The organism is Gammaproteobacteria bacterium, assembly GCA_009838035.1.
Classification (GTDB): domain Bacteria; phylum Pseudomonadota; class Gammaproteobacteria; order Steroidobacterales; family Foliamicaceae; genus Foliamicus.
This window is the reverse complement of sequence record VXSK01000017.1, coordinates 79,133-94,901: the sequence shown is the minus strand read 5'-3', so window position 1 is coordinate 94,901 and position 15,769 is coordinate 79,133. Positions and strand designations below refer to the sequence as shown.

General features: G+C 68.3%; 15 protein-coding genes. 1 reads left to right on the top strand and 14 read right to left on the bottom strand.

The window, feature by feature from the left end:
• Positions 1-87: 87 nt before the first annotated feature.
• The 11 genes from F4Y72_08090 to F4Y72_08040 all read right to left on the bottom strand — a co-directional run bounded on the left by F4Y72_08090 (position 88) and on the right by F4Y72_08040 (position 9,921).
• Complete coding sequence (locus F4Y72_08090; GenBank protein ID MXZ28254.1) at positions 88-384, bottom strand: hypothetical protein; 297 nt, start codon at positions 382-384, stop codon at positions 88-90.
• Positions 385-414: 30 nt separating this feature from the next.
• A complete protein-coding gene (locus tag F4Y72_08085) occupies positions 415-1,083 on the bottom strand; it encodes a rhomboid family intramembrane serine protease (GenBank protein MXZ28253.1) in 669 nt (222 codons plus the stop codon).
• A 37-nt stretch (positions 1,084-1,120) separates the two neighbouring features.
• Positions 1,121-1,855 carry a M48 family metallopeptidase gene (locus F4Y72_08080; GenBank protein ID MXZ28252.1) on the bottom strand — a complete coding sequence of 245 codons (735 nt, stop codon included), beginning with the start codon at positions 1,853-1,855 and terminating at the stop codon, positions 1,121-1,123.
• A 38-nt stretch (positions 1,856-1,893) separates the two neighbouring features.
• Positions 1,894-2,940: a lipoyl synthase gene (gene lipA / locus F4Y72_08075; protein ID MXZ28251.1), complete on the bottom strand. Its 1,047-nt coding sequence runs from the start codon at positions 2,938-2,940 to the stop codon at positions 1,894-1,896.
• Entirely contained in the window at positions 2,937-3,503 is a 567-nt protein-coding gene (locus tag F4Y72_08070) for a methylated-DNA--[protein]-cysteine S-methyltransferase (protein MXZ28250.1), read from the bottom strand. The genes lipA and F4Y72_08070 overlap by 4 nt, the downstream gene beginning before the upstream one ends.
• 34 nt (positions 3,504-3,537) lie before the next feature.
• Positions 3,538-4,902, bottom strand: a complete 1,365-nt coding sequence (locus F4Y72_08065; GenBank protein MXZ28249.1) for a protein BatD — start codon at positions 4,900-4,902, stop codon at positions 3,538-3,540.
• Positions 4,896-6,506 (bottom strand): VWA domain-containing protein, encoded by a 1,611-nt coding sequence (locus tag F4Y72_08060; protein ID MXZ28248.1) that lies wholly within the window; start codon positions 6,504-6,506, stop codon positions 4,896-4,898. The genes F4Y72_08065 and F4Y72_08060 overlap by 7 nt, the downstream gene beginning before the upstream one ends.
• Positions 6,507-6,517: 11 nt before the next feature.
• Complete coding sequence (locus F4Y72_08055; protein MXZ28247.1) at positions 6,518-7,288, bottom strand: VWA domain-containing protein; 771 nt, start codon at positions 7,286-7,288, stop codon at positions 6,518-6,520.
• A 191-nt stretch (positions 7,289-7,479) separates the two neighbouring features.
• On the bottom strand, positions 7,480-7,974 hold the full coding sequence (locus F4Y72_08050) for a DUF4381 domain-containing protein (protein ID MXZ28246.1): 495 nt from the start codon (positions 7,972-7,974) through the stop codon (positions 7,480-7,482).
• On the bottom strand, positions 7,950-8,906 hold the full coding sequence (locus F4Y72_08045; GenBank protein ID MXZ28245.1) for a DUF58 domain-containing protein: 957 nt from the start codon (positions 8,904-8,906) through the stop codon (positions 7,950-7,952). The genes F4Y72_08050 and F4Y72_08045 overlap by 25 nt, the downstream gene beginning before the upstream one ends.
• Positions 8,907-8,925: 19 nt before the next feature.
• Positions 8,926-9,921, bottom strand: coding sequence for a MoxR family ATPase (locus F4Y72_08040; protein ID MXZ28244.1), 996 nt, complete (start codon positions 9,919-9,921; stop codon positions 8,926-8,928).
• Positions 9,922-9,980: 59 nt separating this feature from the next.
• On the opposite strand from F4Y72_08040, the gene F4Y72_08035 reads away from it, so the two are divergent.
• The gene (locus F4Y72_08035; protein MXZ28243.1) at positions 9,981-10,427 is read left to right on the top strand and encodes a DUF192 domain-containing protein; all 447 of its coding nucleotides are present in this window, start codon (positions 9,981-9,983) and stop codon (positions 10,425-10,427) included.
• Between the two features lie 43 nt (positions 10,428-10,470).
• On the opposite strand, the gene F4Y72_08030 is transcribed toward F4Y72_08035, so the two are convergent.
• The 3 genes from F4Y72_08030 to F4Y72_08020 are packed head-to-tail and all read right to left on the bottom strand — an operon-like array spanning position 10,471 to position 15,711.
• Positions 10,471-12,600 carry a hypothetical protein gene (locus F4Y72_08030; protein MXZ28242.1) on the bottom strand — a complete coding sequence of 710 codons (2,130 nt, stop codon included), beginning with the start codon at positions 12,598-12,600 and terminating at the stop codon, positions 10,471-10,473.
• Positions 12,601-12,607: 7 nt separating this feature from the next.
• A complete protein-coding gene (locus F4Y72_08025; protein ID MXZ28241.1) occupies positions 12,608-15,220 on the bottom strand; it encodes a serine hydrolase in 2,613 nt (870 codons plus the stop codon).
• Between the two features lie 14 nt (positions 15,221-15,234).
• Complete coding sequence (locus F4Y72_08020) at positions 15,235-15,711, bottom strand: RraA family protein (protein MXZ28240.1); 477 nt, start codon at positions 15,709-15,711, stop codon at positions 15,235-15,237.
• Positions 15,712-15,769 lie beyond the last annotated feature (58 nt).

Here is a 15,769-nt window from a genome sequence, read left to right as displayed (position 1 = left end):
GGTAACCGGGCTGCGACGCGCGCGCCAGCCCCCTTCCCTTGGCGAGTCTGCATGGGCGTATCGGCGCCCATGCAGGCAACAATCTACCTAGCCGTCGTCGCCTTCGCCGCCGGCATCTTCGCCGCCGTCGCTCGCTTCCTCAAGATCGGTGGCGGGCATGGTCTCCGCACCCTCGAGATCGGTGGCGGGCATCTCATCCGACACCTCTTCGGCCGCTTCCAGTTCCTCGGCGGGCATCGTTTCCGCGGGAGCCACCTCCTCCATCGGCACGCTCTCCTCCGCAGCGCCGTCATCGGCCGCGGCGCCGTCGTCCGACGGAGCGCCCCCTCCACAAGCCGCCAGCGCCAGGGCTGCGGACACAAGTACCAGGTTCAATCGGACCATGGTGTTCCTCCAGAGTTGTTACCCAAGAAATCAAAGCCGCGCTTTGCGACGCGGCATCAACAAGCCTACCAGAATCAGCCCGGAAAGAAAGCCGCCGATGTGGGCGAAGAACGCGACCCCGCCCTGTCCCGGCTGAATCATGGCGCTGGAAGCCAGTTGAAACAGGAACCAGAGCCCCAGCACCACCCATGCGGGCACGCGAATCGTATAGAACACGATGAACAGCGGAACCAGCACCCGGACCTGGGCGTGCGGAAAAAGCCGCAGGTAGGCGCCAAGCACTCCGGATATGGCGCCGCTGGCGCCGATCATCGGAACGATGGACGTCGTCTCGGAAACCGTCTGCACCAGCGCCGCCGCCACCCCGCAGAGAAGGTAGAAGGCGACGAAGCGCCCCCGGCCCAGCGCGTCCTCCACGTTGTCGCCGAAGATCCACAGGTACAGGAGATTGCCGCCAAGGTGCATCCAGCCGCCGTGCAGGAACATCGAGGTGAAGACGGTGGCCCAGGCCGGCGCCCACTCGAGCTGCGGCGGCAGAAGGGCGCCGTGAACGAGGCGCGCCGGAATCAGTCCGAATGCGTAGACCGCTGCGTTGCCGGCCTGCAACTGCCACAGAAAGGCGAGGACGATCGCGCCGAGCAGCGCGTAACTTACGACCGGCGTGCGGCGGGTCCTGTTTTCATCGCTCAGCGGAATCATTCCGCGGGTTTTTCGGTTTGTTCAGCGCCGGCGCCGTTTACTCGCAAACGGGACGCATGCCGCGCCCCAGGGCCGCGTTATACCGCTCCAGCGCCGCGCTCATGTGGGAAATCAGGTTGCCCATGCGGTCCTCGGGGGCCGGATGCGTGGACAGGAACTGCGGCGGGCGCACGCTGCCCGACTTCGCCTCCATGTTCTTCCAGAGGGTGACGCTGGCGCGCGGATCGAATCCCGCATCGGCCATGTACAAGAGTCCCTGGTCGTCGGCTTCCCGCTCGTGCTTGCGGCTGAACGGCAGGGTCAGGCCGATTTGCGCGATCTGCTGTATTTCATGCTGCGGCAAGCGCGCCGCAGCCCCGGCCATAGCCGCCGCCCCGGTGGTCATCATCCCCCGGTTGACCTGCGCCACCTGGTGCTCGCGCGTCACGTGGGCTATTTCGTGCCCGATCACGGCGGCAAGCTGATCCTGGTCCTGGGCCACGTCAAGGATGCCGTTGAACACGCCGATCTTGCCGCCCGGCATGGCGAAGGCATTGGCGTCGGGCATGTCGAACACCTCGATTTCCCAGGCGCGGCTGGCGTAGGGCTCCTCGACCACGCGCAACACGGACTGCGCCACGCAGAATATGTAGGCGCGCTCGGCCGGATCCGCCGAGATCGGCATCTGCCGGCGCATCTGCTGGAACTGCGTGTTGGCTTCCACGCGCAGCGACGACTCGCTGACGCAGCCTACCGCGGCCAGCGCCAGAACAATTACTGCCAGTTTTTTCATTTGCTGCTCCTTCTCCGCGTCTCGGGACCAGTGCCGTGTCAGACAGGGCACCGGGAGAACGCAGGATTCATCGTATGCAATTCCACCCCTGCATTATTTCCCATCAGGGCGCGCTCGGCCCGGTAACTCGAGCGCACGAGCGGGCCCGCCACGACCTCGGTGAAGCCCGCGGCCAATCCGTACTCGCGCCAGTCGGCAAATTCCTCGGGCGGCACGTAACGCTCCACCGGCAGATGGTGCCGGGTGGGGCGCAGGTACTGCCCCAGCGTCAGCAGCGACACGCCCTGCAGACGCAGGTCGCGCATCGTCCGGCCGATTTCATCCGGGCGCTCGCCCAGCCCCAGCATGATGCCGGACTTGGTCAGGATCCCGTCGCCGTGGCGGGCGGCGGCGCCGAGCACCTCAAGCGACTGGTCGTAGCCTGCTCGCGGATCGCGCACCCGCGGCGTCAGCCGGCGAACGGTTTCGACGTTATGGGCGAATACCGCGGGTTTCGATGCGAGCACCGTGCGCACGGCCTCCTCGCTGCCACGGAAGTCCGGGGTCAGCACTTCCACGGCCGTCTTCGGACTGCGGCGGCGGATCGCGCGAACGCAGCTTGCGAAATGCGATGCGCCGCCGTCGGGCAGGTCGTCGCGGTCAACCGAGGTCAGCACCACATAGCCCAGGTCCATGATGCGAACGGTCTTGGCGGCATTGTCCGGCTCCTCGGCGTCGAGCCAGCCGGAGGGATTGCCCGTGTCCACCGCGCAGAAGCGGCAGGCGCGCGTGCACACGCCGCCCATCACCATCAGCGTGGCCGTGCCGGCGTTCCAGCATTCGCCGATGTTGGGGCAATGCGATTCCTCGCAGACGGTGGCCAGCCGATGCTTCCGCATCAGGCCCTTCAGACGCAGATACCGCGCCCCCGACGGCAATTTCGCCCGCAGCCAGCGCGGTTTGCGCCCGGCGCGGTCCGGTTCCGGGCTTGCGCGGCGCTTCATGCCGTTTCTGACGGCGCTGAATCCCTGCGGCGTGCGGTATTTCTCGCCGCTTACCACCGGTATCGCGGCCAAGGCATTGTGCGCCCCGCCGGGTAAGGTCATGCGGAAGCGATTCCTTCGGCGGCCAGCAGACGGCGCTTGCGGCGGAGACCGCCGCCGTAGCCGCACAGACCGCCGTCGCCGGCCACGATGCGATGGCAGGGCACCAGCCAGGCAACCGGATTGGCGTTCATGGCCCCGCCCACGGCCCGCGAGGCGCCCGGCTTGCGAGCGCGCCGGGCGAGCCCCCCGTAGGACTCGGTGCTGCCGGCCGGGACCCCCAGCAGCGCCTGCCAGACTGCGAGCTGGAACGCCGTTCCGCGCAACAGGACTTCCACCGAACCGCCGCCGGAGGAGAACAGGCCGTCCGCCCTGCCCTGCGCCCACTCGTCGTCGCGCTGAAGGCGGGCCCCGGGCCAGCGACGGGCCAGCCGTTGCCAGTGCCGGTCCTCGTCCCCATCGACGTAACCGACGCGGCACAGGGCGCCGTCCACCTCCGCCAGCATCAGCCTGCCGAGCGGGCTGGAGGCGAACCCCGCGGTCAGGGAGCGGCCCCGGGCGGGCGTCCGGTCGCGGTCTTCAAGGCGGGCTTGAACAGTGGGAGGAACGAGATCGATCTTGCGCATGGCGATTATTTCGAACAGTAATGATTGCTCAAGTTTATCCGCTTTCGGCCGCGCTTCCCGGCCAAAGCGGCGGAAGCCTGCTCTCGTCCGGTTCCGTTCCCTTCGCCAGGGACGGCGGACGGCGCGCAGCCCGCAGCAACACTTCGGGATTCCAATCCGACCTGCCCGGACCGTACAGGGCCGCGGACAGGCGCCGGCATTCGGTTACAGCCGGTTCGCCGAAGCGCCGCCCCAGTTCGGCCAGGTCGCGCGGCGCGTCGCCGGACCAATACGATCGCGCCCAGGCCAGCAGGGCCTCTTCAACCTGCCGGGCGTCATTGCCCCGGCATGCCGTGGCAAGCGCAGCCAGGGGGCCGGCCAGGGCATCCCGGCGGCGGGACTCGCGGTCCAGGGCCGACCGGAATCTTCTGCGGACAAGGCGGTGCGCGCCCAGACGGTGCGTAATCCACCATGCAACTCCGGTCAGAAACCAGCCCAGCGCCAGCAGGGGCGCCAGCCAGCCGGCAGGCCCGGCGGGTTCCGGCGGCGATTCATCCGGCGGCGGAACGAACTGCCCGATCGGCGCTTGCGCCTGCAGGATGCGCCGGGGCAATTCGGCGGTCTCCCAGCGCTCGCTCGTGGTGTTCCACCAATTCAGGCGGATTGGCGGCAGCACGACGTCGCCCGCGCGCAGGGCGAGCAGCGCCGCGCGCTGGCGGCGCACGCCCACCAGTCCGTCGGTGGTAACGGTGTCTTCGAACCGGGCGCGTTCGACAAAGTGGCGAAAGTTCGGCCCGTCGCCGGGCCTGAGTTCGGGTATCTGGCGAGCGGGCTGGCCCTCCACCCGCACTCCCAGCAGCCGGATCAGCGGCTCGCCCGCGACCAGTTCGCCGGGCTCGCGCTCGAACTCCTCCCAGATGGCCACGTCGGCCGCCGCCAGCCATCGACCGGCGGGGGGCGAGGGCACGGCCCGGACCACAATACTCTCCGGCCCGGCGTCCGGAACGAAACTGCGCGTCCGAAACCCGAAATCCTCGCCGATCCATTGCAGGCTCGCGGGCTGAAGCAGCATTTCACCCGTCGACTGAGGGTACAGCGCGTAGCGCCGCTCCAGCACCAGGGAATCGGCGTCTTCCGACCGGAAGTTGTACTGCCGGTCGTTTCCGAGCTGCTCGATCAGCGCCTCGCCCTTCAGCAGAACGGGGTCGTTCAGCCGCCGGATGCGCCCGAAGCGGCGCGCGCCGGCCGTGCGGAAAACGCGCACCGTGTAGAGCACCTGCGAGCGTTCCCAGGGGCTGCGGGAACTGATCTCGGCCCGCACCACGAACGGGTTCTCGTCAGCCGGAGTCTGCGCCTTCGCGCCCAGCAGCGGCCATGCCGCCAGGGCCAGGAGAGGCAGTCCCGCGCGCCTGCCTACCATGGCTCGGCCTCGCCGCCCGGCCACAGCGGGTTGCCGTCCTGGTCCACGCCTTCGGCCCTGTACTGACGCAGGAACTTGCGTCTCAACAATCCGCCGGGATCGTCCGGAACCTGCAACAGCCAGCTTTGCGAGCTTTCGGGAAGCAACTCGCCTTCGGGAAGCTCCTCGTCTCCTGCCAGCGGCATGGCTTCCTGCTCGCCCCCGTCCTGGTCGGCCGGGTCCTCCAGCGCCTCGGCCGGTGTCTGGGCCGCTTGCTCGCCGACGCCCGCCGCCGGGTCGACAAGCTGCTTGAGAACCTCCAGGTTATGACGCGCGTCGGCGTGGTCGGGCTGGTCCAGCAGCAGTTCTTCGTAAAGGCGAATGGCGCTCTCGATATTTCCGGCCAGGGCCAGGGCCGTGGCCCGGTTGTAACGCGCCGAAACCGCGTTCAGTCCCCGCAGGACCTGCGCACTCTCAATAAAGCGGCCCTGGCGGTGCAGGGCGGCAGCCTGCCACTCGGGATCGTCGAACAGCTCGGCAGCCCGCGCAAAGTCGCTGTTCGAAAAAGCGCGCATGCCCTGTTGGTCCGAAGTCGTGAACCAGCCATCCGCCGCGTAGCCGCCGAGCGGCATGGCAAACGCCAATGCCAGGATCCAGCCTCGGCGGAAGGCCAGCGCCGCGAGCGGCAGCAGGAACAGCAGCAGCAGCGGCCCCTCGTCGCGCCACCGCGTGGCCTGCAACCCCTCGTCGCTGCCGCCGGCGCCGGCGCTTCGCACGCGGCTCAGCAGGTCGCGCAGGTCGCCGTTGTCGGCCGTCATCCGGCGGTAGCCGCCCCCGCCCTCGCGCGCCAGTCGCAGCATTTCGTCTTCATCCGGCCGGCTCACCACCAGGCCCGCCCAGTCGTCGCGCAGAAACCCGCCGCGCATGTCGGGAACCGGGGCGCCTTCGGAAGTGGCGGCGCCCAGGACCAGCAGCATGTGGCCGTCGGCGCGTAGCGCGCGGGCCGCGTCCACGGCCCTGCGGCCGCCGGACCCGTCGGTTACCAGCAGCACCGTGCCTTCGCGGGCGTCCGCCTGGTTCAGCAGGCGGTGGCCCCTCACGAGGGCCGCGGCCACGTCGCTGCCGCGGCTGGGCATCACGTCCGGCGCCAGCACGTCGAGCAGATTGACCAGCGTGGCCGCGTCGGTCGTGACCGGGGCGACGGTGAAGGCGTGACCGGAAAAGGCCACAAGCCCGTTCTGGCCGGCGGCGCGCATGCGCAGGCCCTCCTTGATCTTCAGCCGGGCGCGGTCAAGGCGGCTGGGCGTGAGGTCGGCCGCCAGCATCGAACGGGACACGTCGAGCACCGCCACCAGCGCATCGCCGCCGCGGTCGGCCGTCACCGCCACTTGCCGATAGGCCGGCCCCGCAAGCGCCAGCAGGCAAAGAGCCAGTGCCAGGGAACAGATCAGCCGCCAGTTCGATCCGGCCCCGGTCCGGCGGCGTTCGATCAGAAACGTCGCCAGCGCCGGATCCAGGACCTTTGCCCACGGCCCCCGGGCACGTCTGCCCCCGAGCCAGGGCAGCGCGGCCAGCGGCAGCGCCAGCAGCCACAGGGGGCGGATCCAGTGCAGGTCGAGTTCCATGGGCGCCTTCCCTATGCTCGACGCGCCCGCCAGGCCAGCGCCAGACCCAGGAGCAGGGCCAGCACCAGCGCCGGCAAGTGCGCCGGGCGGCCCGAGCGCAGCGCCAGCTCGTCCAGTTCCGCCGGCTCCAGCAGATCCAGTTCCGCGTAAATCTGTTCCAGCCGGTCGGTTGCCGCGGCCCTGAAATAACGCCCGCCGGTCAGGTTGGCGATAGCCAGCAGGGTTGCCTCGTCGAGTTCCGAGGAAATGCCGGGCTGCGAGCCGCGGGACGAGCCGATGCCGATCGTGTAAATCTTCAGCCCCGCCTCGCGCGCCAGTTGCGCCGCCTTCAACGGCGTGAGCACACCGGCCGTGGCGGCGCCGTCGGTCAACAGCACCAGCACCCGATGCTCGGGCGCGGGGCCCTCGTCCGACATGCGCTTGACGGCCAGACCGATCGCGTCGCCCAGCGCGGTCTGGCGCCCGGCCAGGCCCACGGAGGACTCGTCCAGGAACGCCCGCACCGTCGCCCGGTCAAAACTCAGCGGCGCCTGCAGATAGGCCTGTCCGCCAAACAATATGAGGCCCACCCGGTCGCCCACGCGCCGCTCTATGAAATCACCGGCCACGGACTTGATCGCGGTGAGCCTTGACCGGGGCCGTCCCGCCAGCCGCGCGTCGCGAACCTCCATGCTTCCCGACAGGTCCACCGCCAGCATCAGGTCGCGCCCGGTGGCCGGGGCCGTGAGCTCGGTATCCAGCAGCAGGGGACGGGCGGCGGCGAACAACAGGCACAGCCACATGAACGCGGCGAGGAGCCAGTCCGGACTGAAGCGCGGTCGGGTCCCGGGGGCCGTACCGGCGCGCGAAAAGCGGTCGCGCTCCGGCACCCTGAGGGCCCGGCCGGCGCCCCGCCTGAGCGGCGCCACAAAGCGATACGCGAGCAGCGGAAGGGGCAGCAGGAGCCACGCCCAGGCCCACTCGAAAGCCAGCCTCACCTCGATCCGTCCTTGGTGCTGCGCGCGCGCCGGATCCAGGCCGCGGCGCTGCGGGCGAAGGCGGCCGCATCCAGCTCGGCACGCTTCCGGTAGGCGCCTTCAATCAGGGCTTCCTCAGGCCCGGGGCAGGCGCCCCGGCCGAGTTCCCGCAGGCATTCAATCCAAGCCTGTCCGGTCAGGCCGGCGACCTCCGCGCGATCCCGCAGCTTGAGCGCGCAGGCCCGCAGCAGCATCGAGACGTCCGCCAGCAGGCGGGCCGCGTCGCCATGCCGGGCGTAGTCCGCCTCGGCCGACTTGAGCCGCGCCAGCGCCTCGCGTTTCCAAGCCGGCATGCGCCGCAGCCACCAAAGGACCGCCGCCAGCAAAACCAGCGCGACCAGCCACCAGCCGGGCCGGGGTGGCCACCACGCCGGCGCCTGCGGCAGGTGGATGTCGCGCAACAGGGACGCAAGATCGCCGCTGCCGTTCACCGCGACGCTCTCCGGGCCGATGCGCGCGGGCGGCGTGTCCGAAGCGGTGGGGCGTGGCGGCGTTCGGCGGGATCCTCATCGGTGCGGAACTGCACGTAAGCCCCGCCGTGCGTGCGGGCGATCTCCGCCAGCGACTGCGACCCGCGCACGAAATCGTCATGCCAGCGCCGGCGGGCTGTGTCGTCGCCGGTATGGAAAACCGCTTCCCCGCGCGCGTCGCGAACGGCGTAGCGTCCGGGCGGCGGCAGGTCGCGATCGAGCGGATCGTAAACGCGCACGATCAGCAGCGGACGGCGCGCCGCCAGTTGCCGTGCGGCGTCGATGCATCCCGCTCCCATGAAATCGCTTACCAGCACCAGGCGGCTTCCGGAGGGCGCGTGGCGCTGCAGCGCGGGGACCGCGTCGATCAGCTCCGCCCGGTCGCCGGCGCCGCCCGCGCTCCGGAAGGCGCCGGCCAGCGCGCGGGCCAGCCGCTGGGCTCCGCGGCGTCCGGGCAGCGGCGGCGTGATGTCGAAGCCCGCCGACGACAGCACCAGGCCCGACACGCGGTCGCGCGCGGCCACCGCCGCCCAGGCAATCATCATCGCGACCCGCGCCGCGAGCACCGACTTGAAAACGCCCACCGTCGCAAAATGCATGCGTGCGCCAAGGTCCGCGCAGACCAGCGTGGGGCGCTCGCTTTCCTCCTGGTAGAGCTTGGTGTAGGGACGGCCGGTGCGGGCCGTGGCCTTCCAGTGCATGTGGCGCGGATCGTCGCCCGGCTGCCAGGCGCGCACTTCGTCAAACTCCATTCCGCGGGCGCGCAGCGGCGCCAGCCTTGCCGGCCCCGAACGAACGTCGCCGCCGAACTGGAACCAGGCCCCGAACGGCGTGTGCCGCAGGGCCAGCAGTTCCGGCAGTCCGATCCAGGTGCGCCCGCGACCGGGAATCGCTCCCGCTGCGGCGTCCTGCACTAGTGTGCTGTCCCCCACACTACGGCACCGCCACGCAGTCCAGCAGACGGCTGACGACCTCCTCGGAACTGCGGCCTTCGGCCTCGGCCTCGTAGGTGAGAATGATCCGGTGGCGCAGGACCGGCGGGGCCACCGCCTGGATGTCGCCGGGCGTGACGAAGTCCCGGCCGCGGAGGTAGGCGCGGGCCCGGCTGCAGCGGTCCAGCGCGATCGAGGCGCGCGGGCTGGCGCCGTAGCTCACCAGGCCGGCCAGCTCCTCGTCGTATTTCTGCGGTGCCCGCGTGGCACGGACCAGTTCGACAATATAGCGCTCGAGGCGCTCGGCCAGGTGCAGTTCGAGCACCCGCGCCCGGTCCTTCATGACTTCCTCGACCGAGTAGCCGTCATCGGCCTTGCTTCCGCCGGGCACGCCCGCCGACGCTTCCCGGCGCGTGAGTTCCAGTATCCGCTGCTCCTGCCCGGCGCTCGGATAGCTGATCCGGGTCTTCATCAGGAAGCGGTCGAGCTGGGACTCAGGGAGCGGATAGGCGCCCTCCTGTTCGATGGGGTTTTGCGTGGCCATGACCAGGAATGGCTCCGGCAGCGGCCAGCTCTTCTCGGCCACCGTGACCTGCCGCTCCTCCATCGCCTCGAGCAGGGCGGACTGCACCTTGGCCGAGGCGCGGTTGATTTCGTCCGCCAGCACGAGGTTGTGGAAGATCGGCCCGGCGCGAAACTCGAACTCGCCGGTTTGCGGCCGGAAGATGTCGGTGCCGGTAAGGTCCGAAGGCAGCAGGTCGGGCGTGAACTGGACCCGGTGGAAGCTGGCCTTGAGGCAACGGCCCAGCACCTTCACGGCTCTTGTCTTGGCCAATCCCGGCACGCCCTCCACCAGCAGGTGGCCGCCGGCCAGCAGCGCGATGAGCATGTGCTCGATGAACTCCTCCTGGCCCAGCACGCGCGCTTCCATGCGCCGGCGCAGCGTGGCCAGCGGCAGTTGCGCGATTTCCCGCGGCGCGGGTTCGGCGGGTGTCATCTCAGTCTCGTCCACGAAAAGTCATGCGCGCCCGATTGTAGCGGGTACATACTTGCGCCGTGGGAATCAGGGCATTGGCATTGGCTGTGTTGCTGCTGGCCTGGCAAGCGGCCGGCGGGCAGAGTCTCGACCGGCTGGCGCAGGCGAAGGGCGTGCTGGCGGCATCCGCGGGCCAGTGCGTGTTCCTGGATCTGTGGCTGGCGCGGACCCGCGAGCAGAAGCGCCAGGGCCTGATGCACGTGCGCGACCTGCCCGACGGCTGGGGGATGCTGTTCGTCTACGGACGCGAACAGGAACTGAGCATGTGGATGAAGAACACCTACGTTTCGCTGGACATGCTGTTCATCCGCGCCGACGGCAGCATCGCCAGCATCGCGACCGACACGCAACCGCTGAGCCTCGAATCCATCCGCTCCGGCGAGCCCGTTTCCCGCGTCCTTGAACTCAAGGCCGGCTCGGTGAAGCGCTGGGGCGTAAAGCCCGGCGACCGCCTGCTGGCTCCCTAGCCGAAATTGCGGCACCGAGGGCGGGACGCCCTCGCACCCGGGGTCAGGCCTTCAGCCCGTAGAGCGGCCGTTCGCCCTCGACTTCGCCAAGCACGATTCCGGGCTCCCGCCCTTCCGGCCAGGCTTCGACGTGGAGGTTTACGCGGCGGCGAACGCCCGCTTCCTCGTTGCCGGCGAGACTCACCGGCTCGAATACAGACACGTACTGAACGTCGCATCGATCCGGCGTTATGCGCGCGACGAGGAAGCCGTGCGCGTCCGCGTCCACGTAGTTCATGTACGGATTCACCTCGGGATCGGACGCCCGGAGAACCTCCTCCCGGTCTTCTCCGCTGAACACGGCTTCGGCGGACGCGGCGCCGTGCAGCATCCACGCGTTCAGTGAAGGCATGATCGCCTGTTCGTAGCCCTGCGCATTGCCGTCGAAGGTCACGAGTTTGCTGACCTGGGGATCGTGGGCGGACAGTTCCCTCTGGATAATCATCCGGCTGACCGCGCTGACCGCGCCGCCCGCGAACTCCGGCATTACGGCCACCGGACCGTCGCCGTCGAAGTCGTCGTGAATGACCCCCGCCAGGTGGGCGTGACGGTCGCCGGTCAGGGAAACGACATTGGTGATCCGCTCGTCCCGAATGAAGGAACAGATCTCGGTTCGTTCGACCGGGTAGCCGTCCCAGCCGTCGGTCCAGAGCGAGCCGTTCTTGTGGCCGCCTCCGCGAAAGCTGTCGTCGAAACCATGACGAATCAGACCCCCGTTCAATCCCATCAGCTTCCAACTGGCGCCGCTGTTCTTCAGGCCGTTCTTCAGCCAGGCCTTCTGGCGCCGGCCGAGCATCGAGCCCATCGGCATGTCCTTGCGCGGATTCGGTAATGTCCTGCCGAGGTAAACCACTTCGTCCGGCGGATTGCCGCCGTTTGCGGTGCGGCCCGCGTTCAGGGTCCGGATCAGCAACGGGTCCACCGGCCCTTCCGGATAGGGGTGCCGACCGATCGAAAGCAGTTCCTGGGGCAGGCCGCGGGGTCCCCGGTAGCTGCGGCCGTCGACAAGAAACAGTTCCGCGAGATCGCCCCATTTCAGCGAGCGATAGATCGTCATCGAGTTGATCGCCGCGAGATTGTTGGGCTCTTGGCTGAGGTAGTGATCGTCAAAGTTGCCCGCGGGCGCCGCGGTCACGTCAATCGGCTCGAAATCGCTCGCATGCGATACGTCGCTGTCGCGGCCCCCGGCGCTCAGGGCCGCGGGCACGTATTCGAACCATGCCTGGTTGGACGCGACCTTCAGTTCGGCGATGGACTGCTCCCGATAGTAGCTCTGCCAGTAGTCGTTCAGCAGTTCATGGTCGTCCCAGATCTGCACGAACGGATAGAGCGCCCTGGCCTCCTGCAGATCGGGGTCCGTCAGGTACCTCTTGTACAGCCAGCGGTAGTCGTCCAGATCGACGGGCGCGATCCAGTTTCGTCCCGCCACTCGCCCGCCGGACGGAAACGGCTCGCACCGGCGCACGCTCCCGTCGCGGTTCATGAGCTTCAGTCGGTTGCCGTTGTGGTCCGGTTCCGCGATCGTGTCCGGTCCTCGAATCGATTGGTAGATGAAGTCGCCGACGTGCATCACGAAGTCGATCCGGTCTTCGGGCCGCGCGGCCTGGTCGTCGAGAATCAGCCGCCGATAAGCGGTGAAGTAGCCCTGTTCGTAGTCCTGGCAGGAAAACACCGCGATATTGAGCTGTCTTGCCGTTCCGAGCGGCGCCGTCCGGGTCCTTCCCGTGCGGCTGGCTCCGCCGTCGGGGTCGATGAAGCGGTAGTAGTAGAACCGGTCGGGCTCGAGGTCCGTGATCAGGCCCCGAACCGTATGGTCCAGTTCGGGCAGCGCGTCGATCCCGGTCTCGGCGATAACGGAGTCGAATGACGGGTCCGTCGCCATTTGCGCGGTCAGGCGCACGGCATCCGTGTCCCCTTCAACCCGGGTCCAGATCACGACAGCGTCGGACTGGGGATCGGCCGATGCAACGCCCTGCGGGAACGAGAACCGCGACGGCCGGCCGCGCGGCCCGGCGCAGCCGCCCAGCGCCGCGGGGGCCGCGCCGACCACGAAGCAGCCGGCGGCGGCCGAGAAATACCTCAGCAGATCGCGCCGCGAAATCACGCTTGCCGGTGGCGCTCCTGCTGTCGGCACGGTGTGCTCAGGACCTCTTCAGGTGGTCGCGTATCTGCCGCAGCAGCTTGACCTGGTGCGCCCGGTCCGCGTCGTCGAACGTGGTCGCCAGGAACACCGCGACGAGATCGTGCTGCTGGTTCACGTAAATCATCTGTCCGAGCCCGCCCGACGCAATCAGTTCGCCTTCGGAACTGCTCGGCACGCGGAACTGATTATGGTAGAAGACCTCGTTTCCGAACCGGGTCAGCTCCTCTTCGTCGCTCATCGCCTGACGAACGCCGTCATTGCCCGCTATCGTCCGCCGGATCCAGGACCGGGGAACGATCTGCCGGTCGAAGAAATGCCCGTCGCCCTCGATCATCAGTCCGAGCCGGGCCAGGTCGCGCAATGCGGCGCCTGTCCCGGCGGTCGCGAATCCATGCCCGGCCGGATCGACGATAACGATGGCGTCGCGTTCCGCGCCCAGCCTGGACCAGAGCTTCTCCGCCAGCACCTCCTGCCAGTTGCGCCGGTAGGCGCGCGAAATGGACCAGGCGACGATCTCCGTATTCGCGGGCGAGTAGAAGAAACGGCTGCCGTGCTCACCGGTGGAAGGAACCGTGGCGGCCAACTCGAGCGTATTGCGGTAGGGAAATTCCTCGAAGCGGCGATGGAAACCGCCCGCCATGAAGTTGAGGAGCCGATAGGAACGCGGATCGTCCCAGCTCATCAATGTCTCGACGCCCAGGGCCATGTCGAGGGCGTGCTGAAGAACGGCGTTCGCCACGCCGGCGCCCGCCAGTTCGGGCAGCGCGTCGCCGAGAGGCTGCTCAAGGTCCAGGCGGCCTTCCGCATGGGCTATGCCGGCGAGCAGACCGACGAACGACTTGGACACCGAATTGAGCTGATGGCGCGCATCCGGCGCAAAGCCGTTGTAGTAGAGCTCGGCCAGGATCGCGCCCTGATGGACCACGATGAAGCCGTCGGTGCCGATTCCGGCCAGGATCTCCTTCAGTGGCGCAGGTTCGCCGTCTTTTCCGGTGAATGACGCCGTCGCGAGCGTGCAGTCGCCATAGGGAAGCGCGCTGACGGGCCCTTCGCCGCGACTGATGGGATCGACTCTCAGGATCTTGGACACGTTCTGGTGCGACCACAGCACCTGCTCGTAGTCCCGCGCCCAGGCCAGTCCGTCCGTAACGATCCGGTCCTGTGCGACGGGCACGCCGCGCATGTAAGGCGACCGGTTCGCGATTTCGAGCCGTTCCGGGCCGCAGCTCGAGGCCTTAGACTGGGCGGCGCTTCGATCCCGCCCTGAGCTTGCGAGGGCTGCGTCGATTTCCCGGATCAGGTCGACCTGAAAATTGCGCAACGGCCTGGACGGGGTCACCGACAGAAACACGGCAACGACATTCGACTCCATGTTCACGTAAATGCGTTGCCCCATGTGCCCCTGGGCGACGAACTCGCCGCGCTCGCCGTTCAGCACCCGGAAGTGATTGCGGTAGAAAGCGACGTGGGGTCGCTTCGCCGCGTCCTCGGAGGCCTGCCAGGCCGCCAGCGCCCCGGCGTCGCCCGTGCGAACGTCAAGCAACCACTCCGCGGGCAGGATCTGCTCGCCGTTCCAACGCCCTTCCTGCTCCAGCATCAGGCCGAAGCGGGCGAAATCGCGAAGCGTGGCGCTGAACCCGGCCGTGGCGAATCCGTGCCCGCCCGGATCGACCGTGATCAGCGCGTCATGCTCGGCGCCCAACCGGGACCAGATGCGCTCGGCAAACGCCTCCTGCCAGTTCCTGCCTTCCAGCCTCGAGATGATCCAGCCGAGCGATTCGGTGTTGCCCGGGTTGTAGAGGCCGACTTCGCCGTGCGTTCCGGCCTTCTCCACCGACTGCAGAAACTCGAGCGTGTTCCGATAGGGAAAATCGGCGGGCCGCGACTGAAAGCCGCCGGCCCTGGAATTGAGGTCCACCTGTGAAGTGGGATCCTCCCGGTCGTGGTTCCAGACCACGCTGGTGGTCATGTCCAGTACCTGGCGAATGGTCGCGTCGCCGTAACCGGAACCCGCCAGTTCCGGCAGGTAATGCGCGACCGTCTGCGCCAGGTCCACGCGGCCTTCGTGAACCAGGATGCCCATCAGCGAGCCGACCAGCGACTTGGTGACCGAGAACCCGATGTGGCGGCGGGTCGGCCCGAAACCATTGAAATACACCTCGGTCCGCACGACGCCGTCTTTCAGAAAAATGAACCCGTCGACTCCCATGCCCTTGAGAATCTGCTGCAGCGGCGCGCGGGTCGAATCGGGCGCCGTGAACGACTGTTGCAGGAGACCGGTCCGTTCGTAGGCCAGCGGGAGAACCGGCCCGGCGCCGCGGCTGACAAATTCCGTAGGGAGGATCTTGCTTATGTTCTGGAAGGACCACTTGCCCTTGTCCGGGTCGAGCGCCCAGGAGTGATCGCTGTCAATGAGCCTGTCGGGCGGCGGCGGCATCCCGCGCATGTAGTCCGTCTGGTACTCGCGCTCGGCGATCACGTAAGGCGGATCGGCGGGCAGGTTCTCCCCGGGTGCTTCGCACGAGGCCAGCGGCCAGGCCGCGCCGATCAGCAGGGCGATTCCGCCGCCGACGCCCTTGCCGTATCTTGCGACTGGCAGCCGGCCGGTCATTGTGTCAGCGGGCCCTACTTCAGTTGCGTCGCGGAGACGAGAACGCCGTCTTCGTCGCAATAGACCCAGTGGCCCGGCTGGAACCGAACGCCGCCGAACTCGACCGGGACATCCACCTCTCCGGCGCCCATCTTGGCGCTCCTGGCGGGGTTCACGCCCAGGGCCTTTACGCCCACGTCCACCCTGGCGATTTCCGACGAATCCCGAACCGCCCCGTTGATGATCACGCCGGACCAGCCGTTTGCCGCGGCCCGGGCGGCCAGCATGTCGCCCATGAGCGCCCTGGCCATTGAAGCGCCACCGTCGACTACCAGGACGCCGCCATTACCCGGCTCTCCGAGCATCTCCCGGAAGCGCGAGTTGTCCTCGAAACACCGGACCGTTCGAATCCGTCCGGCAAACCGGGTACGGCCGCCGAAATCGCGAAACTGGGTCGCACAAGTCGAACTGGTGTCCTCGTAGTCGTCGGACAGGTCAGTGGTAGGCCGCATTGTCCTGGTGTCGTATCAGGCCTGTATTGTCGCAAAAAAAGCGGATACGGCGACCTTG